Source organism: Micromonospora sp. WMMA1996 (assembly GCF_002573675.1).
GTDB lineage: Bacteria > Actinomycetota > Actinomycetes > Mycobacteriales > Micromonosporaceae > Micromonospora > Micromonospora sediminicola.
The window spans coordinates 2,571,185-2,592,605 of sequence record NZ_PDHU01000001.1 but is presented as its reverse complement, the minus strand read 5'-3'; the positions used below and the strand labels follow the sequence as shown (position 1 = coordinate 2,592,605).

General features: G+C 76.2%; 4 protein-coding genes. 3 read left to right on the top strand and 1 reads right to left on the bottom strand.

Features of this window, described 5'->3' with window-relative positions; all coding sequences use genetic code 11:
* Positions 1-29 precede the first annotated feature (29 nt).
* Positions 30-788: a thioesterase II family protein gene (locus COO58_RS11765; RefSeq protein ID WP_281187029.1), complete on the bottom strand. Its 759-nt coding sequence runs from the start codon at positions 786-788 to the stop codon at positions 30-32.
* A gap of 227 nt (positions 789-1,015) precedes the next feature.
* Between COO58_RS11765 and COO58_RS11760 the strand changes: the two genes are divergently transcribed.
* The 3 genes from COO58_RS11760 to COO58_RS11750 are packed head-to-tail and all read left to right on the top strand — an operon-like array spanning position 1,016 to position 21,284.
* Positions 1,016-6,499, top strand: a complete 5,484-nt coding sequence (locus COO58_RS11760) for a type I polyketide synthase (protein WP_098744973.1) — start codon at positions 1,016-1,018, stop codon at positions 6,497-6,499.
* Positions 6,500-6,519: 20 nt separating this feature from the next.
* Entirely contained in the window at positions 6,520-20,433 is a 13,914-nt protein-coding gene (locus tag COO58_RS11755) for a type I polyketide synthase (protein WP_098744972.1), read from the top strand.
* Positions 20,427-21,284: a metallophosphoesterase gene (locus tag COO58_RS11750; RefSeq protein ID WP_098746276.1), complete on the top strand. Its 858-nt coding sequence runs from the start codon at positions 20,427-20,429 to the stop codon at positions 21,282-21,284. Before COO58_RS11755 ends, COO58_RS11750 begins: the two co-directional genes overlap by 7 nt.
* Positions 21,285-21,421 lie beyond the last annotated feature (137 nt).

Here is a 21,421-nt window from a genome sequence, read left to right as displayed (position 1 = left end):
GGGGCCGGCGCCGATCGCGGCCCGCCTTGTCAGCCGACCGTCGTGCGGGTCAACGCCGCCGAGAGGGTACGCAGGATCGCCGGCTGGTGAGACGCCAGGAAGAAGTGGCCGCCCGGGAAGACGTGCAGGTCGAACGGGCCGGTGGTGTGCTCCGCCCACGCCTTCGCCTCGTCCACCGTGGTCTTCGGGTCGGCGTCGCCGGTGAACACCGTGACCGGGCAGGTCAGCTTCGGGCCGTCGGCGTACGTGTAGGTCTCGGCCGCCCGGTAGTCGCTGCGGATCGCCGGCAGCGCCGCGCGCAGCATGTCCGGGTCGCCGAGGATCGCCGAGTTCGTGCCGCTGAGCTTCTTGACGTCGGCCAGCAGGCCCTCGTCGTCGAGCAGGTGCACGGTCTCGTGCCGGCGGCACGACGGCGCCCGCCGGCCGGACGGGAACAGGTGCGCCACCGGCGCGCCGGTTTCGGCCTCCAGCAGCCGCGCCACCTCGAAGCCCAGCGTCGCGCCCATGCTGTGCCCGAAGATCGCCAACGGCCGGTCCGTCCACGGGCGCAGCACGTCGGTCACCTGCCGGGCCAGCTCGCCGATGGTCGGCACGCAGGGCTCCTGCCGGCGGTCCTGCCGGCCCGGGTACTGCACGCTGAGCACCTCCACGGCGGGCGACAGCGCCCGGGACACCGGGAAGAAGAAGCTCGCGGAACCGCCGGCGTGCGGCAGGCACACCAGGCGCGGGGCGCCCGCCGGGGCCGGATGGAACCGGCGTACCCACAGGCCGTTGTCGTGGTCGGTCATCGTCACGCGGTCCTTCCGGCGGTGGCGCCCGCGACGGGCGCCAGGGCGGTCCACCGGACGCTAACCGCGCCGCCGCCGGCCCGGCCACCCCTAGCCGACCGGCCGTACCAGTTAGGGGTTGTCGCAGCTCAGCGCGACGCCATAGCTTCCCCGCAGAGGGGACCCGTGGCTCCCGGATGACGTGTGCGCGCCGGACAACGGCCGGTCCCCGCCGACCAAGGGCCAGGTTGATGGACACCGAAGAGAAGCTCCGGGAGTATCTGAAGAGGGTCACCACCGACCTGCGGCGGACCCGGCAACGGCTCCGCGACGTCGAGGACTCCGCCCACGAGCCGATCGCCGTGGTCGGCATGGCGTGCCGCTTTCCCGGCGGGATCGGCTCGCCGGACGCGCTCTGGGACCTGGTCGCCGCCGGCGGCGACGCGATCGGCCCGTTCCCCGACGACCGGGGCTGGGACCTGGCCACCCTCTACGACCCGGACCGGGAACGCCCCGGCACCTCGTGCGTGCGGGAGGGCGGCTTCCTGGCCGACGCCGCCGACTTCGACCCGGCGTTCTTCGGCATCTCCCCCCGGGAGGCCCTCGCCATGGACCCGCAGCAGCGGCTGCTGCTGGAGGTGTCCTGGGAGGCGTTCGAGGCCGCCGGCGTGGATCCCACCGCTCTGCGCGGCGGGCGGGTCGGTGTCTTCGCCGGCCTCACCCACGCCGACTACGCCGCCGGTGCCGCCGACGTGCCCGACGGCGCCGCCGACTACCTCGGGCTGGGCAGCGCCGGCAGCGTCAGCTCCGGCCGGGTGTCCTACGCGCTCGGTTTCGAGGGGCCGGCCGTCACGCTGGACACCGCCTGCTCGTCGTCGCTGGTCGCGCTGCACCTGGCCGTGCGGTCGCTGCGGTCGGGCGAGTCCGACCTGGCCCTGGCCGGCGGCGTGACCGTGCTGCCCACGCCATCGATCTTCGTGGACTTCACCCGGCAGAACAACCTCTCCCGCGGCGCCCGGTGCCGGGCGTTCGCCGACGCCGCCGACGGCACCGCCCTCGGCGAGGGCGTCGGCGTACTCCTGGTCGAGCGCCTCGCCGACGCCCACCGGCACGGCCACCGCGTCCTGGCGGTGGTACGCGGCTCGGCGGTCAACTCCGACGGGGCGTCGAACGGGCTCACCGCGCCGAACGGGCCGTCGCAGCAGCGGGTGATCCGGGCCGCGCTCGCCGACGCCCGGCTCTCCGCCGCGGAGGTGGACGTGGTGGAGGCGCACGGCACCGGCACCACGCTCGGTGACCCGATCGAGGCGCAGGCGCTGCTGGCCACGTACGGGCAGGACCGGTCCACGCCGCTGCTGCTCGGCTCGGTGAAGTCGAACATCGGCCACGTCCAGACCGCCGCCGGCGTGGCCGGTGTGATCAAGATGGTCCAGGCCATGCGGCACGGCACGGTCCCGGCGACGCTGCACGTCGACGCGCCGTCGTCCAAGGTGGACTGGTCGGCGGGAGCGGTGGAGCTGGCCACGTCGGCGCGGCCCTGGCCGGCGGCGGTCGACCGGCCCCGGCGGGCCGCCGTGTCCTCGTTCAGCATCTCCGGCACCAACGCCCACGTGATCCTGGAGGCGCCCGAGCCGGTCGCGGACGACGCGGCCGTGGGCACGGCACCGCCGGTCCTGTCGTGGGTGGTGTCGGCGCGCTCGGCTCCGGCACTCGCCGCCCAGGCGGCCCGGCTGGCCGGCCACCTCCGGGAGCGTGCGGACGTGTCGCCGGTCGAGGTGGGCTGGTCCCTGGCGACCGGCCGTGCGGCGCTGGAGCATCGGGCCGCGGTGGTCGGCGTGGACCGGGAGGTGTTGCTGGCCGGGCTGTCCGCCCTGGCCGAGGGCGGGACGGCGCCGGGTGTGGTGACCGGGGAGGTGGCCTCCGGTCGGCGGGCGGTGGTGTTCACCGGTCAGGGGTCGCAGCGCGCTGGGATGGGTCGGGAGTTGTACGCCGCGTTCCCGGTGTTCGCGGACGCGTTCGACCGGGTGTGTGCGCTGTTCGACGGTCGGCTGGACCGGTCGTTGCGGGAGGTGGTGTTCGAGGGCGGGGAGCTGCTGGACCGGACCGTCTACGCGCAGGCCGGGTTGTTCGCGGTCGAGGTGGCGTTGTGGGAGCTTCTGTCGTCGTGGGGGGTCGGCGCGGACTTCGTGGCGGGGCATTCGATCGGTGAGGTGACCGCCGCGCATGTGGCGGGGGTGTTGTCGCTGGACGACGCGGTCACGCTGGTGGCCGCGCGGGGGTCGTTGATGCAGGCGCTGCCGTCCGGCGGTGGGATGCTGGCGGTCGGCGCGTCCGAGACGCAGGTCCGCGAGCTGCTCGGGCTCGGCGGGGACGCGGCGTCCGCCGGGGCCACGCCGTCGGCTTCCGCGTCCTCGGTGACGGTGGACATCGCGGCGGTGAACGGCCCGTCGTCGGTGGTGCTGTCCGGCGCGGTGCCGGACCTGGACCGGATCGCGGGGGAGTGCGTCACCCAGGGGTGGCGGGTGAAGCGGCTCGCGGTGAGCCACGGCTTCCACTCACGCCTGATGGAGCCGATGCTGGACGGGTTCCGCGCCGCGATCGCCGACCTGGACTGGCGGCCACCGACCCTGCCGGTCGTGTCCAACGTGACCGGCCGGGTGGCCGACCCGACGGAGATCGCCGGCCCGGACTACTGGGTGCGGCACGTCCGCGAGGCGGTCCGCTTCGCCGACGGCGTCACCACCCTGCACGACCTCGGCGTGACCACCCTCCTGGAGGTCGGACCGGACGCCACGCTCACCGCGATGGCCGCCGACGTGCCCGCCGACCGGACTGTCACCCTGGTTCCGGCGCTGCGCAGGGACCAGAGCGAACCGCTGGCGCTGCTCACCGCACTGGCTCGGCTGCACGTCACCGGCACCGCCGTCGACTGGGCCGCCTGGTACAGCGTCGACGGCCGCCGGCCCGCCACCGTCGACCTGCCCACCTACGCCTTCCAGCACCAGCGGTACTGGATCGACGCCCGCGCCTCCGGACACGACACCGCCGGCCTGGGCGCCCACGCCACCGGACACCCGCTGCTCGACACCGCGCTCGTCACCGCCACCGGCGACGTCCGCGTCCACGGCGGCCGGCTGTCCGTGCGTACCCAGCCCTGGCTCGCCGACCACGTGGTCCGCGGCCGGATCGTCGTCCCCGGCACCGCGCTCGTCGAACTGGCCCTGCACGCCGGCGCGCAGGCCGCCTGCGACACCGTCGAGGAACTGACCCTCGCCGCGCCGCTCGTGCTGCCCGACGACGGCGCCCGGGCCCTCCAACTGCACCTGGCCGCCGCCGACGAGCAGGGACGGCGTCGCATCACCGTCCACTCCCGGCCCGCCGACGACCCGCACGCCGACTGGACCGCCCACGCCGACGGGATCCTCGCCCCCGGCGCCGGCGAGACCGCCGAACCGCTGACCGGATGGCCGCCACCCGACGCCATCCCCGTGCCGGTCGAACCGGTCTACGCCCGCCTGCGCGACCTCGGCGTCGAACACGGGCCCACGTTCCGGGGGCTGCGCGCCGCCTGGCGTACCCCCGACGGGGCCGCCGCGGAGGTGGAACTGCCCGACGACGCCGACACCGCCGGGTACGCGCTGCACCCGGCGCTGCTCGACGCCGCGCTGCACGTCGTCGGCCTCACCGACCACGACGCCAGCACCGACGACGCCGGGGCCCGCCTGCCGTGGGCGTGGAGCGGCGTCCGCCTCGCCGCCGTGGGCGCCACCCACCTGCGGGTACGCCTCACCCGCAGCGGCCCCGCCACCGCGCTGACCCTCGCCGACGCCACCGGCGCGCCGGTGGCCCGCGTCGACTCCCTGGTGTCCCGACCGCTGGCCGCCGAACAGCTCGACGCCGGCGCCGCCGACCTGCCCCTCTACGACCTGCGCTGGAACCCGGTGCCGCTGCCGGCCCGACCGGCCACCGGGATCGTGCCGCTGGACCCGGCGGCCGGCCTGGCCGCGCTGGACGACGACGCCCGGTTGGTGCTCGCACCCGTCGACGACGCCCCGGCGGGCGACCCGCTCGCCGCCACCCGCGCCCGGCTGGCCACCACGCTCGCCCTGCTCCAGGAATGGCTCGCCGACGACCGGTTCGCCGGCCGCCGGCTCGTGGTGTGCACCCGGGGCGCGGTACCCGCCGACGGAACGGTCGCCGACCTGGCCGGCGCCGCCGTGTGGGGGCTGGTGCGCGCCGCGCAGCTCGAACACCCCGGCCGGCTCGTCCTCGCCGACCTCGACGGCGACGACCCCGAGCTGCTGGGCCGCGCGCTCGCCGTCGACGAGCCGCAGGTCGCGCTTCGCGACGGCCGGCTGCTCGTGCCGCGCCTCGCCCCGGCCGAACCCGACCCGACCGGCGCCGTCGACCTCGTCCCCGACGGGACGGTGCTGGTCACCGGCGCCACCGGGGCGCTCGGTGGCCTCGTCGCCCGGCACCTCGTCACTCACCACAAGGTCCGCCACCTGCTGCTGGTCGGCCGCCGCGGCGCGGACGCGCCCGGCGCCGCGGACCTGCTCGCCGACCTCACCCGCCTCGGCGCCCGGGCCCGCCTGGCCGCCGCCGACGTGGCCGACCGCGCGCAGCTGGCCGACCTGCTCGCCGGCGTCCCCGCCGAACACCCGCTCGCCGGTGTGGTGCACGCCGCCGGCACGCTCGACGACGCGGTGGTCACCGCGCTCACCCCGGAGCGGGTCGACGCCGTGCTGCGGCCCAAGGCCGACGCCGCCTGGCACCTGCACGACCTCACCCGCCACCTCGACCTGCCCATGTTCGTGCTCTTCTCCTCGATCGCCGGCCCGCTCGGCGCGCCCGGGCAGGGCAACTACGCGGCCGCCAACGCCTTCCTCGACGGTCTCGCCCACCAGCGGCGCGCCGCCGGACTCGCCGCCACCTCGCTGGCCTGGGGACCGTGGGCCGAAGCCGGCGGGATGACCCGGGACCTGGGCGCCGCCGGCCGGGACCGCCTCACCCGCCAGGGCATCGTCGCGCTCACCACCGACCGGGCGCTCGCCCTCCTCGACGCCAGCCGGCGCGGCCGGCGTCCGCTGCTGCTCCCCGTCCACCTCGACCTGGCGACGCTGCGTACCCGCATCGGCCGCGACCAGCTGCCGGCGCCGCTGCACGGCCTCGCCGGCGGGCCCGCGCGCCGCGTCGCCGCCGCCGGCGGCGGCCTGCGCGACCGGCTCGCCGGGGCGTCCGCCGAGGACCGGGCCCGCCTGGTCGCCGAGCTGGTCGCCGGCCAGGTCGCCGACGTGCTCGGGTACGCCTCGGCGGCGGCGGTCGGCCCCGAGCGCTCCTTCACCGAACTCGGCTTCGACTCCCTCACCGCGGTCGACCTGCGTAACCGGCTCACCACCCGGACCGGTCTCGCGCTGCCGGCCACGCTGGTCTTCGACCACCCCACCCCGGCCGCCCTCACCGGGCACCTGCTGACGCGGCTCGGCCCGGCCCCGGCCGCGCCCACCCTCCTCGACGAGCTGGACCGCCTCGAGGCGGCGTTCGCCGCCACCCCGGCCGACACCCTCGCCGAGCTGACCGCCGACGAGGAGACCCGCACCGCCGTGGCGGCGCGCCTGCGGGCCCTGCTCACCCGCTGGGACGGCGACGGCGGCGAGGTCGCCGCCACCCTCGACGACGCCAGCGACGACGAACTGTTCGACTTCATCGACAGCCGCTTCGGCCGGTCCTGACCCGCGACAGGTGAATCCCGATGGCGAACGAAGCCAAGCTCCGTGAGTACCTCAAGCGCGTCACCGCCGACCTGCACGAGACCAGCGAACGGCTGAGGGCCGCCGACGCCAAGGACCACGAGCCGATCGCGATCGTCGGGATGAGCTGCCGCTACCCCGGCGGTGTCCGGTCGCCGCAGGAGTTGTGGGACCTGGTGGCCGGCGGCGGCGACGGCATCACCGGGTTCCCCACCGACCGGGGCTGGGACACCGAGCGGGCGTACGACCCGACCGGGGAGCGGCGGGGCAGCACGTACGCCCGGGAGGGCGGCTTCCTGCACGACGCCGGGAACTTCGACCCGGAGCTGTTCACCATCTCCCCGTACGAGGCGCTGGCGATGGACCCGCAGCAGCGGCTCATGCTCGAGGCGTCCTGGGCGGCGATCGAGGATGCCCGGATCGACCCGCTGTCGTTGCGCGGCAGCCGGGTCGGTGTCTTCGCCGGCATGATGTACCACAACTACGCGGCGAACCTCGACGACGTCCCGGACACCCTGGACGGTTTCATCGGCGGCGGCACCGCCAGCAGCGTCCTGTCCGGCCGGGTCGCCTACACCCTCGGCCTGGAGGGCCCGGCGCTCACCGTCGACACCGCCTGCTCGTCCTCGTTGGTCGCGCTGCACCTGGCCGTGCGGTCGCTGCGCGCCGGCGAGTCCGTTCTCGCGCTCGCCGGTGGCGTCACCGTGATGACCACGCTGGAGACGTTCGTCGACTTCAGCCGGCAACGTGGCCTGGCCCCCGACGGCCGGTGCAAGTCGTTCGCCGAGGGCGCCGACGGCACCGGCTGGTCCGAGGGCGTCGGCGTGCTGCTCCTGGAACGCCTCTCCGACGCCCGCCGGCACGGCCACCGCGTCCTCGCCGTGGTACGCGGCTCGGCGGTCAACCAGGACGGGGCGTCGAACGGGCTCACCGCGCCGAACGGGCCGGCGCAGCAGCGGGTGATCCGGGCGGCCCTCGCCTCGGCGCGGCTGTCGCCGGTCGAGGTGGACGTGGTGGAGGCGCACGGGACCGGCACCACGTTGGGTGATCCGATCGAGGCGCAGGCGCTGCTGGCCACGTACGGGCAGGACCGGTCCACGCCGCTGCTGCTCGGCTCGGTGAAGTCGAATCTCGGCCACACGCAGGCCGCCGCCGGTGTGGCCGGGATCGTCAAGATGGTCCTGGCGATGCGGCACGGGGTGGTGCCGCCGACGCTGCACGTGGACGCGCCGTCGTCGAAGGTGGACTGGTCGGCCGGGGCGGTGGAGCTGGTGACGTCGGCGCGGCCGTGGCCGGCGACCGATCGGCCTCGTCGGGCGGCGGTGTCGTCGTTCGGCATCTCCGGCACCAACGCCCACGTGATCCTGGAGGCGCCCGAGCCGGTCGCGGACGACGCGGCCGTGGGCATGGCACCGCCGGTCCTGCCGTGGGTGGTGTCGGCGCGTTCGGCGGCGGCGCTCGTGAACCAGGCGGCCCGGCTGGTCGACCACCTGCGGGACCGGAACGACGTGTCACCGGTCGAGGTGGGCTGGTCCCTGGCGACGACCCGCGCCGCGTTGGAGCATCGCGCGGCGGTGGTGGGTGCGGACCGGGACGCGTTGCTGGCCGGGTTGTCGGCCCTCGCGGAGGGCAGGTCCGCCGCCGGTCTGGTGACCGGCGAGGTGGTGTCGGGTCGGCGGGCGGTGCTGTTCACCGGTCAGGGTTCGCAGCGCGCCGGGATGGGCCGGGGGTTGTACGAGGCGTTTCCGGTGTTCGCGGCGGCGTTCGACCGGGTGTGCGCGGGGTTTGAGGGTCGCCTGGACCGGCCGTTGCGGGAGGTGGTGTTCGACGGCGGGGAGTTGCTGGACCGGACCGTCTACGCGCAGGCCGGGCTGTTCGCGGTCGAGGTCGCCCTGTGGGAGGTGCTGTCGTCGTGGGGCGTGCGGGTCGACTATCTCGCCGGGCATTCGATCGGTGAGGTGACCGCCGCGCATGTGGCGGGGGCGTTGTCGCTGGACGACGCGGTCGCGTTGGTGGCGGCGCGGGGGTCGTTGATGCAGGCGCTGCCGGCCGGCGGCGGGATGCTCGCGGTCGGCGCGTCGGAGGACCAGGTTCGGCAGCTCGCGGGCGGCGTCGATGTGGCGGCGGTGAACGGTCCGTCGTCGGTGGTGCTGTCGGGCGCCCTGGTGGACCTGGACCGGCTCGCGGGGGAGTGCGTCGCGCGGGGTTGGCGGGTGAAGCGGTTGGCGGTGAGTCACGCGTTCCACTCGCGTCTGATGGAGCCGATGCTGGACGGGTTCCGGGCCGCGATCGCCGGCCTGGACTGGCGGTCGCCGACGCTGCCGGTCGTGTCGAACGTGACCGGGCGGCTCGCCGACCCTGACGAGATCGCGGGCCCGGAGTACTGGGTGCGGCACGTGCGGGAGGCGGTGCGCTTCGCCGACGGCGTGGCCACGCTGCACGACCTCGGGGTGAGCACGTTCCTGGAGGTCGGGCCGGACGCCACGCTGACCGCGATGGCCGCCGACGTGCCCGCCGACCGGACTGTCACCCTGGTTCCGGCGCTGCGCCGGGACCAGGACGAGGTGACCGCGCTGACCACGGCGTTGGCGCGGCTGCACGTCACCGGCACTCCCGTCGACTGGACAGCCTGGTACGCCGTGGACGGCGACCGGCCCGCCACCGTGGATCTGCCCACCTATGCCTTCCACCACCGGCGCTACTGGCTCGACGCCCGCACCCGCCACCCCGACGCGGACCCGGACGACGCCGCGTTCTGGCGGGTCGTCGACGACGAGGACGTGAACGGCCTGGCCACCGCGCTCGCCGTCGACCCCGACGCGCCCCTCGCCACCGTGCTCCCCGCCCTCTCCGCCTGGCGCCGCCGCCAGGAGGACGACGCCACCCTCGACTCCTGGCACTACCGGGTCACCTGGCAACCGCTCGCCGAGACCGGTCGCGCCGACGACGGCGACCTGCTGCTCGTCGTACCGGAAGGGGCGGACGGACCGGCCCGGCAGTGGGCCGACGCGCTGGCCGGGCCCGGCGTCCGGACACTGACCGTGCCCGCCGGCCACGGCCGCGGCGACCTCGCCCGCGACCTCGGCGCGCTCGCCGCCCCCGGCACCGTGCTGTCCCTGCTCGGCCTGAGCTCCGGCACGCACCCGGACAGCGCCTCCGTGCCGGTGGGGCTCGCCGACACCGTCACGCTCGCCCAGGCGCTCGGCGACACCGGCGCCGCCGCGCGGCTCTGGGTCGCCACCCGCGCCGCCGTCGCCGCCGACCCCGACGACACGGCGGTCGACCCCGACCAGGCGCTGCTCTGGGGCCTCGGCGGCGCACTGCGCGCCGAACACCCGCACCGCTGGGGTGGGCTCGTCGACCTGCCCCCGACGGCCGACCCGCGCGCCGCGACCCGGGTGCGCCGACTGCTCGACGGCGACCCGGCCGAGGACCAACTCGCGGTACGTGGCACCGGGGCGTACGCCCGGCGGTTGGTCCGGGCCGGACGGCCGGCCGGCGCGGGACGGAGCTGGACGCCGCGTGGCACCGCGCTGGTCACCGGCGGCACCGGCGCGCTCGGCGCCCACGTCGCCCGGGCCCTGGCCGCCGCCGGCGTCGACCACCTCCTGCTGGTCAGCCGGCGCGGACCCGACGCCCCCGGCGCCGCCGACCTGGTCGACGAGCTGACCGCGCACGGCACCCGGGTCACGGTCGCGGCCTGCGACGCCGCCGACCGCGACGCGGTACGCGACCTGCTCGCGACCGTCCCCGCCGACGCCCCGCTGCGCACCGTCGTGCACACCGCCGCCGCCCTGGACGACACCGTCACCGACGCGCTCACCGTCGACCGGTTGGCCACCGCGCTGCGGGCCAAGGTCGACGCCGCCCGCCACCTCGACGAGCTGACCCGCGAGAACGACCTGACCGCGTTCGTGCTCTTCTCCTCCCTCGCCGGCACCATGGCCGGACCCGGGCAGGGCAACTACGCGCCCGGCAACGCCTGGCTCGACGGGCTCGCCCGGCGCCGCCGCGCCGACGGGCTGCCCGCCACCTCCCTCGGCTGGGGACTCTGGGCCGACGGCGGGGTCAGCGCCGGCGAGTTCGAGCGTCGGATGGCGCGCGGCGGTGTCCGGGCCATGGACCCCGCCCGCGCCGTCCGTGCCCTGCACCGGGCGTTGGACCGGGACGAGACGCACGTCGTCGTCGCCGACGCCGACTGGGACCGGATCGCCGCCACCGCCGGCCCCCGGCCCGACCCGCTGATCCGCGACCTGCTGACCGCGCCGGCCGTCGCCGGCACCGACCGGGCCACCACGCTGCGCGGACGGCTGGCCGCACTCACCCCGGCCGAGCGGCGGGACACGCTCGGCGACCTGGTCCGCGCCGAGATCGCCGCCGTGCTCGGCCACGACGACGCCGACGCGGTGCCGCCCCGGCGCGCGTTCCGCGACCTCGGCTTCACCTCGCTCAGCGCCGTCGAACTGCGCAACCGGCTCGCCGCCGCCACCGGCCTCACCCTGCCGGCCACGCTCGCCTTCGACCATCCCAACCCCGAGGCCCTGGCCGCCCACCTCGTGACCGAACTGTCCGGCGGGTCGGTCGCCACCACCGACGCACCGGTACGTCCCGTCGACGACGACCCGATCGCCGTCGTCGGCGTGGCGTGCCGCTTCCCCGGCGGGGCGGACTCCCCGGACGCGTTCTGGCGGCTGCTCGCCGACGGCGTCGACACCATGTCCGACCTGCCGACCGACCGGCACTGGGACCTGGGGGCGCTGCCACCCGACGTGACCCGCGGCGCGTTCCTGGCCGACGCCGCCGCGTTCGACGCCCACTTCTTCGGCATCTCGCCCCGCGAGGCGGTCGCCATGGACCCGCAGCAGCGGCTGCTGCTGGAGACCGCCTGGGCGGCGATCGAGGACGCCCGGATCGACCCGGCCGGCCTGGCCGGCCAGCGCGTCGGTGTCTTCGCCGGCACCAACGGGCAGGACTTCGACCACCTCATCCGCTACGGCGGCGAACACCTCGCCGGCTACGGCGCCACCGGCGCCTCCGCCAGCGTGCTCTCCGGCCGGGTGTCGTACGCGTTCGGCTTCGAAGGGCCGGCGGTGACCGTGGACACCGCCTGCTCCTCCTCGCTGGTGGCGCTGCACCTGGCCGCCCAGTCGCTGCGCGCCGGGGAGTGCGACCTGGCCCTGGCCGGTGGCGTGACCGTGATGGCGACCCCCGGCGCGTTCGTCGAGTTCTCCCGGCAGGGCGGCCTCGCCGCCGACGGGCGGTGCCGGTCGTTCGCCGAGGGCGCGGACGGCACCGGCTGGGGTGAGGGCGTCGGGGTGTTGCTGGTGCAGCGTCTCTCCGACGCCCGCCGTGACGGCCGGCGGATCCTCGCCGTGGTGGCCGGCTCGGCGGTGAACTCCGACGGCGCGTCGAACGGACTGACCGCGCCGAACGGGCCGGCCCAGCAGCGCGTCATCCGGGCGGCGCTGGCGAACGCCGGGTTGTCCCCGTCCGACGTGGACGTGGTGGAGGCGCACGGCACCGGCACCACGTTGGGTGATCCGATCGAGGCGCAGGCGCTGCTGGCCACGTACGGGCAGGAGCGGGCCACGCCGCTGCTGCTCGGGTCGGTGAAGTCGAACGTCGGCCACACCCAGGCGGCCGCCGGCGTGGCCGGTCTGGTCAAGATGGTCCTCGCGATGCGGCACGGGGTGGTGCCGCCGACGCTGCACGTGGACGCGCCCTCGTCGAAGGTGGACTGGTCGGCCGGGGCGGTGGAGCTGGTGACGTCGGCGCGGCCGTGGCCGGCGGTGGACCGGCCTCGTCGGGCGGCGGTGTCGTCGTTCGGCATTTCCGGCACGAATGCCCACGTGATCCTCGAAGCACCCGAGCCGACCGTGCCCCGGCCGACGCCGACATCGGGTTCGTTCCCGCTCACGCCGTGGCTGCTCTCGGCCCGGACGGCCCCCGCCCTCGCGGACCAGGCCGCGCGGCTGGCCGACCACCTGCGGTCCAACGACGACCTCCCGCCGGCCGAGGTCGGCTGGTCCCTGCTCGCCACCCGGACCGCGATGGAGCACCGCGCGACCGTGCTGGGCGCGGACCGGGACGCGTTGCTGGCGGGCCTGTCCGCGCTGGCCGAGGGCGGGTCGGCGCCGGGTGTGGTGTCGGGTGAGGTGGTGTCGGGTCGGCGGGCGGTGGTGTTCACCGGTCAGGGCTCGCAGCGCGCCGGGATGGGTCGGGGGTTGTACGAGGCGTTCCCGGTGTTCGCGGCGGCGTTCGACCGGGTGTGTGCGCTGTTCGAGGGTCGGCTGGACCGGTCGTTGCGGGAGGTGGTGTTCGACGGCGGGGACCTGCTGGATCGGACGGTGTTCGCGCAGGCCGGGTTGTTCGCGGTCGAGGTCGCCCTGTGGGAGTTGCTGTGGTCGTGGGGCGTGCGAGTCGACTATCTCGCGGGGCATTCGATCGGTGAGGTGACCGCCGCGCATGTGGTGGGGGTGCTGTCGCTGGATGACGCGTGTGCGTTGGTGGCGGCGCGCGGTGCGTTGATGCAGGCGCTGCCCACGGGCGGCGGGATGCTCGCGGTCGGCGCGTCCGAGGACCAGGTGCGGGCGCTGCTGCGGTCAGGTGACGCCACGGCGGGCTCCGCCGGCTCGGCGGGCGGCCCGCTGCGGGGAGCCGAGGGTGCCGGCGCGCAGCCGACCGTCGGCGGCACGGGTGGTGGCGTCGACGTGGCGGCGGTGAACGGTCCCGCGTCGGTGGTGCTGTCCGGTGCGGTGACGGACCTGGACCGGCTCGCGGGGGAGTGCGTCGAGCGGGGTTGGCGGGTGAAGCGGCTGGCGGTGAGTCACGCGTTCCACTCGCGTCTGATGGAGCCGATGCTGGACGGGTTCCGGGCCGCGATCGCGGGCCTGGACTGGCGGTCGCCGACGCTGCCGATCGTGTCGAACCTGACCGGGCGGCTCGCCGAGCCCGACGAGATCGCGACACCGGAGTACTGGGTGCGGCACGTGCGGGAGGCGGTGCGCTTCGCCGACGGCGTGGCCACGCTGCACGACCTCGGCGTGACCACCCTCCTGGAGGTGGGTCCGGAGGCCACGCTGACCGCGATGGCCGCCGACGTGCCCGCCGACCGGACCGTCACCCTGGTTCCGGCTCTACGACGCGACCAGGACGAGGTGACCGCGCTGACCACCGCCCTCGCGCGGCTGCATGTCACCGGCACCCCCGTCGACTGGACAGCCTGGTACACCGTCGACGGCCACCGGCCCGCCACCGTGGGCCTGCCCACCTATGCCTTCCAGCGCACCCGGTACTGGCCGGAGCCCACACCCACGGCACGAACCGGCACCGACCTCGACGACCGGTTCTGGGCGGCCGTCGAGCAGGAGGACCTCAGCGGCCTCGGCGCCGAGCTGCGGCTCACCCCGGACCAGCCGCTGCGGGACCTGCTGCCGGCGCTGGCGCGCTGGCGGCGGACGGGACGGGAGCACGCCGCCGCCGACTCGTGGCGCTACCGGGTGCGGTGGCGGCCGCTCACCTCCGTACCCCGGCCGGCCCTGACCGGGACGTGGCTGGTGCTGGCCGGGCCCGGCCGGAGCGACCTCCCGCTGGTCGACCGGATGACCGGGTACGGCGCCCACGTCGTGCCGGTGACCCTCGACGGTGCCACCGACCGGCAGGACCTCGCCGACCGGCTCCGCGCCGCCGCCGTCGGCGGTGCCGTCGCCGGGGTGCTGTCGCTGCTCGACGCGGCCCCGGAGACGGCGCTGACGGTCGCGCAGGCCCACACCGACAGCGGTATCGGTGGACGGCTGTGGTGGCTGACCCGCAACGCCGTGGCCGTCAGCGCCACGGACACCCCCGCCGAGCCCGCCGCGGCGGCGACCTGGGGCCTCGGCCGGGTGGCCGCGCTGGAGGACCCGGGCCGCTGGGGTGGTCTGGTCGACCTGCCGGCCGAGGTCGATGAGACGGCGGTCCGGCGGGTGTGTGGTGTGTTGGGCGGGGTCGAGGATCAGGTGGCGGTGCGGTCGTCGGGGGTGTTCGGGCGGCGGTTGGTGCGGGCGTTCGGGGATCCGGTGCGGCGGGAGTTCCGGTTCGCGGGCACGGTGCTGGTGACCGGTGGTACGGGAGCGCTCGGCGGTCGGGTTGCCGAGTGGGCGGCGGGCGCGGGTGCGGAGCATCTGGTGTTGACCAGCCGGCGCGGTGAAGACGCCCCCGGGGCGACCGAGTTGGTGGAGCGGCTGCGGGAGCGCGGTGTGCGGGTGAGCGTGGCCGCGTGTGACGTGGCGGACCGGGACGCGTTGGCCGCGCTGCTGGACGGGCTGGCCGACCAGGGCGACCGGGTCCGGGCGGTCGTGCACGCCGCCGGCGCGCCGCAGTTCACCCCGCTCGCCGACGTCACCACCGCCGAACTGCGGGACGTGCTGCGCGCCAAGGTCGACGGCGCCGCCCACCTCGACGCGTTGCTGCCCGACGGGCTGGACGCGTTCGTGGTGTTCACCTCCATCGCCGGAGTGTGGGGCTCCGCCGGCCAGGCCGGCTACGCCGCCGCCAACGCGTACGCCGACGCGCTGGTGGCCCGCCGCCGCGCGCGCGGCGCCGCCGGCACCGCCGTGGCCTGGGGACCCTGGGCCGGCGGCGGCATGGCCGCGCGGGGCGAGGCGCGGGAGGCGCTGGCCCGGCGCGGCCTGCCCGCGATGGACCCGGACCTCGCGGTCACCGCGCTGCACCGCGTGCTCGACCGTGACGACACGACGGTGGTCGTCGCCGACGTCGCCTGGGACCGGTTCGCCGCCACGTTCACCGCCCTGCGGTCCAGCCCGCTGCTGGACGACCTGCCCGAGGCCCGACCCGCACCGGTCGCGCCCGACGAGCGGAGCACCCCGCTCGCCCGCAGGCTCGCCGCCCTCACCCCGAGCCGGCGCGACGGTCACCTGCTCGACCTGGTCCGCGCCCAGGCCGCGGCCGTGCTCGGCCACCCGAGCGCCGACGCGGTGGCCGCCGACCGTGCGTTCCAACGGCAGGGCTTCGACTCGCTGACCGCAGTCGAGCTGCGCAACCGGCTCACCACCGAGACCGGCCTGGCGCTGCCCAGCACGCTCGTGTTCGACCAGCCGACCCCGGCGGCCCTCGCCGCCCACCTCGCCGCCACGCTGACCGGCGAGCCGGCGGCGGCGGACGGACCGGCGGCCCGCGTCGCGGTCGACGACGACCCGATCGTGGTCGTCGGCATGGCCTGCCGCCTGCCCGGCGGCGTCACCAACCCCGACGAGCTGTGGGACCTGCTCGCGGCCGGACGCGACGGCATCTCCGACTTCCCCCTCGACCGGGGCTGGGACCGGTTCCTCGCCGGCCGGCTCACCGACACCTCGTTCCCCCGGCAGGGCGGATTCGTCTACGACGCGGGCGCCTTCGACGCCGACTTCTTCGGCATCTCCCCACGCGAGGCCCTCGCCATGGACCCGCAGCAACGGCTGCTGCTCGAAGCCGCCTGGGAGGCGGTCGAACACGCCGGCATCGACCCCGCCCGGCTCCGCGGGGAACGCGTCGGCGTCTTCGCCGGCGCCGGCTTCCAGGGGTACGCCTCGACGGCGATGGGCCGCGACCAGGAGGTCGGCGGGCACCTGCTCACCGGCACCGCCACCAGCGTGCTCTCCGGTCGGGTCGCCTACACGCTCGGCTTCGAAGGGCCCGCGCTGACCGTGGACTCGGCGTGCTCGTCGTCGCTGGTCGCGCTGCACCTGGCCGCCCAGTCGCTGCGCAGCGGCGAGTGCACGCTCGCGCTCGCCGGCGGCGTGACCGTGATGGCCTCACCGGCCACCTTCGTCGAGTTCTCCCGCCAGGGCGGCCTCGCCGCCGACGGGCGGTGCCGGTCGTTCGCCGAGGGCGCCGACGGCACCGGCTGGGGTGAGGGCGTCGGGGTGCTGCTGGTGCAGCGTCTCTCCGACGCCCGCCGCGACGGCCGGCGGATCCTCGCCGTGGTGGCCGGCTCGGCGGTGAACTCCGACGGCGCGTCGAACGGGCTCACCGCCCCCAACGGACCGGCGCAGCAGCGCGTCATCCGCGCGGCGCTGGCGAACGCCGGGCTGTCCCCGTCCGACGTGGACGTGGTGGAGGCGCACGGCACCGGCACCACGCTCGGTGATCCGATCGAGGCGCAGGCGCTGCTGGCCACGTACGGGCAGGAGCGCGCCGGCACGCCGCTGCTGCTCTCCTCGATCAAGTCCAACATCGGCCACGTCCAGGCCGCCGCCGGAGCGGCCGGTGTCATCAAGGCGGTCCTCGCGCTGCGGCACGGCCTCGTCCCGGCCACCCTGCACGTCGACCGGCCGTCGTCGAAGGTGGACTGGTCGGCCGGCGCGGTCGAACTGGTCACCTCCGCGCGGCCGTGGCCGGCGGTGGACCGGCCCCGCCGGGCGGCGGTGTCCTCGTTCGGCATCTCCGGCACCAACGCCCACGTGATCCTCGAAGCACCCGAGCCGGCCGGCGACGGCGGCCGGGCCGGCGCGCCGGACACGGCCGTCCCGTGGCTGGTGTCGGCGCGATCGACGGAGGCCCTGGCCGCCCAGGCGGCCCGGCTGGTCGACCACCTCCGGGACCGGGACGAAGTGTCGCCGGTCGAGGTCGGCTGGTCCCTGGCGACCGGCCGCGCGGCGCTGGAGCATCGGGCCGCGGTGGTCGGCGTGGACCGGGACGCGTTGCTGGCCGGGCTGTCCGCGCTGGCCGAGGGCGGGACGGCGCCGGGTGTGGTGTCGGGTGAGGTGGTCTCCGGTCGGCGGGCGGTGGTGTTCACCGGTCAGGGGTCGCAGCGCGCTGGGATGGGTCGGGAGTTGTACGAGGCGTTCCCGGTGTTCGCGGGCGCGTTCGACCGGGTGTGTGCGCTGTTCGAGGGTCGGCTGGACCGGTCGTTGCGGGAGGTGGTGTTCGAGGGCGGGGAGCTGCTGGACCGGACGGTCTACGCGCAGGCCGGGTTGTTCGCGGTCGAGGTGGCGTTGTGGGAGCTTCTGTCGTCGTGGGGGGTCGGCGCGGACTTCGTGGCGGGGCATTCGATCGGTGAGGTGACCGCCGCGCACGTAGCCGGGGTCCTGACCCTGGACGATGCGTGCGCGTTGGTCGCGGCGCGCGGGTCGCTGATGCAGGCGCTGCCGTCCGGCGGTGGGATGTTGGCGGTCGGGGCGTCGGAGGATCAGGTCCACGAGCTGCTCCGGTTGGGCGGGGCCGCTCGACGGGCGTCCGCTCCCGTCGACGCGGTGGACATCGCGGCGGTGAACGGCCCGTCGTCGGTGGTGCTGTCGGGCGCTCTGGTGGATCTGGACCGGGTGGCGGGGGAGTGCGTCGAGCGGGGTTGGCGGGTGAAGCGGTTGGCGGTGAGTCACGCGTTCCACTCGCGTCTGATGGAGCCGATGCTGGACGGGTTCCGGGCCGCGATCGCGGGCCTGGACTGGCGGTCGCCGACGCTGCCGATCGTGTCGAACGTGACCGGGCGGCTCGCCGACCCTGACGAGATCGCGGGCCCGGAGTACTGGGTGCGGCACGTGCGCGAGGCGGTGCGGTTCGCCGACGGCGTGGCCACGCTGCACGACCTCGGGGTGAGCACGTTCCTGGAAGTCGGGCCGGACGCGACGCTGACCGCGATGGCCGCCGACGTTCCCGCCGACCGGACCGTGCACCACATCCCGGCGTTGCGTCGGGACCAGGACGAGGTGACCGCGCTGACCACCGCGTTGGCGCGGCTGCACGTCACCGGCACCCCGGTCGACTGGACGGCCTGGTACAGCGTGGACGGCCGTCGGCCCGCCACCGTGGACCTGCCCACCTACGCGTTCCAGCACCGGCGCTACTGGCTGATCGACCAGGACGGCCCGGTGGGCGGCACCGCGGAGGCGGCCGACGACGGCTTCTGGGCCGCCGTCGAACGGGCCGACCTCACCCCGCTCGATCCCCGGTTCCGCACCGACCAGCCCGTCGCCGACCTGCTGCCGGCGCTCGCCCGGTGGCGGCGGGCCGGCCGGCGACGCGCCACCGCCGACGCCTGGCGGTACCGCGTCGACTGGCAGCCCGTACCGGAGACGACCACGCCGGCGCTGGCCGGCACGTGGTTGCTGCTCGTGCCGTACACCGGGATCGACGACGCGGTGGTCGCGGCCGTGACCGACGGGATGACGACGGCCGGCGCGACCGTGCGGCCGGTGCCGGTCCACGGGCCGGCGGACGACCGGGACCTGCTCGCCAAGGCGCTGCGCGACGGCGACGCGGCCGCCGGGGTGGTGTCCCTGCTCGCGCTCGCCGGCGCGGGCCCCGGCGCCGCCCTGGCCACCGTGCAGGCCGTCGCGGACGCCGGCCTGTCCGGGCCGGTGTGGTGGCTGACCCGGGGCGCGGTCGCGGTCGGCGCGTCCGACCGGCCGGTCGACCCGGTCGCCGCCGGCACCTGGGGCCTCGGCCGGGTGGCCGCGTTGGAGGAGCCGGGCCGGTGGGGTGGTCTGATCGACCTGCCGGCTGAGGTGGACGAGGCGGCGGTCCGGCGGGTGTGCGCCGTGTTGGCCGGGGTCGAGGATCAGGTGGCGGTGCGGTCGTCGGGGGTGTTCGGGCGGCGGTTGGTCCGGGCGTCGGGGGATCCGGTGCGGCGGGAGTTCCGGTTCGCTGGGACGGTGCTGGTGACCGGTGGTACGGGCGCGCTCGGCGCGCGGGTCGCGCAGTGGGCGGCGGGCGTCGGTGCGGAGCATCTGGTGCTGACCAGTCGGCGCGGTGAAGACGCCCCCGGCGCGACCGAGTTGGTGGAGCGGCTGCGGAAGCGGGGTGTGCGGGTGACGGTGGCCGCGTGTGACGTGGCGGATCGGGACGCGTTGGCCGGGCTGCTGGACGGGCTGGCCGCGGCCGGCGATCCGGTCCGGGCCGTCGTGCACGCCGCCGGCGCCGCCCAAGCCACCCCGCTGGCCACCATGACCGGCACCGAGCTGGCCGACGTGCTCCGGGCCAAGGTCGACGGCGCCGCCCACCTCGACGCGTTGCTGCCCGACGGGCTGGACGCGTTCGTGGTGTTCTCCTCCATCGCCGGGGTGTGGGGCTCCGCCGGGCAGGGCGGCTACGCCGCCGCCAACGCGTACCTCGACGGGCTGGTGGCCCGCCGCCGCGCGCGCGGCGCCGCCGGCACCGCCGTGGCCTGGGGGCCGTGGGCCGGCGGCGGCATGGCCGCGGGCGAGCAGCGCGACCAGCTCGCCCGGCGCGGGCTGGCCGCCCTCGACCCGGACCTCGCGGTCACCGCGCTGGGGAGCGCACTCGACCGCGACGACACGACAATGGTCGTCGCCGACGTCGCCTGGGACCGGTTCGCCCCGTCGTTCACCGCCCGCCGGCCCAGCCCGCTGCTCGCCGGCGTTCCCGAGGCCGCCACCGACCCGGCCGGGCCGCCGGCGGGCGACGCGGGCGCGCCGAAGGCGCTGCGCGACCGGCTCGCCGCCGCCGGCACGGTGGAGCGGGAGCGGACACTGCTCGACCTGGTCCGCGCGGCGGCGGCCACCGTGCTCGGGCACCGCACCCCGGCCGCGATCCGGGCCGGGCGCGGCTTCCTCGACCTCGGCTTCGACTCGCTCACCGCCGTGGAGCTGCGCAACCGGCTCACCGCCGAGACCGGCCTGACGCTGCCCACCACGCTGGTCTTCGACCATTCCACCCCGGCGGCGCTCGCCGCGCACCTGGGCCGGGAACTGCTGCCCGCCGGCCCCGCCGACCCGGTCACCGACGGGATCGACCGGCTGGCACGGCTGCTCGACGCGGTGCCCGACGACCGGCGCGCCGCGGACGTCACGCGCCGGCTGGAGGACCTGCTGTCGCGCTGGCGGGGCGGCCCGACCACCCCGCCGCCCGCCGACGACCTGGCCGCCGCCGACGAGGACGACATCTTCGCCATCATCCGACAGGAGTTCGGCAAATCGTGACCGGCAGCAGCGGGCGGTTGCTCGCCATCAGCGACCTGCACGTCGGGTACGCGGAGAACCGCCCGCTGGTCGAAGGGCTGCGCCCCGACCACGACGACGACTGGCTGATCGTCGCCGGCGACGTCGGCGAGTACCTGCACGACGTCGAGTGGGTGCTCGGCCTGCTCGCCGACCGGTTCGCCCGGGTCGTCTGGTCACCCGGCAACCACGAGCTGTGGACGCCCCGCGACGACCCGGTGCAACTGCGCGGCGAAGCCCGCTACCGGCACCTGGTGGACCTGTGCCGGCGTCTCGGCGTGCGCACACCCGAGGACCCGTACCCGGTGTGGGACCCCGACGGCGACCCGGTGCTGGTGGTGCCGCTGTTCGTCGGGTACGACCACTCGTGGCGGCCACCGGGCACCTGGAACCGGGCCCAGGCGCTGGCGCGGGCGTACGAGACCGGGGTGGTGTGCACCGACGAGTTCCTGCTGCACCCCGACCCGTACCCGAGCCGCGACGCGTGGTGCCGGGCCCGGGTCATCCGCACCGAGCGGCGCCTCGACGCCGAGCGCGGCGGCCTGCCCACCGTGCTGGTCAACCACTACCCGCTGGTCCGCGAACCCACCCGGATCCTGCGGCACCCCGAGTTCGCCCAGTGGTGCGGCACCGACCTCACCGCCGACTGGCACCTGCACTACGAGGCCCGCGTCGCCGTCTACGGGCACCTGCACATCCCGCGCAGCACCCGCTACGACGGGGTGCGGTTCGAGGAGGTGTCCGTCGGCTACCCGCGCGAGTGGCGCCGCCGCGCCACCCCGCCCGGACGGCCCCGGGCGATCCTGCCCACCCTCGCCGGGCAGCTCCGCTGACCGTCCCGCCGGGACCGTCGCGACCGACGCCGGGCACCCCGCCGGCGAGGTGAATGAGGGGTCCGTAGGGGTTGGGGTCGCAGCTCAGCGCTCAGTAGCGTCCATGCACGGTGACGGGCCGGGTGCCGGTGTACCCC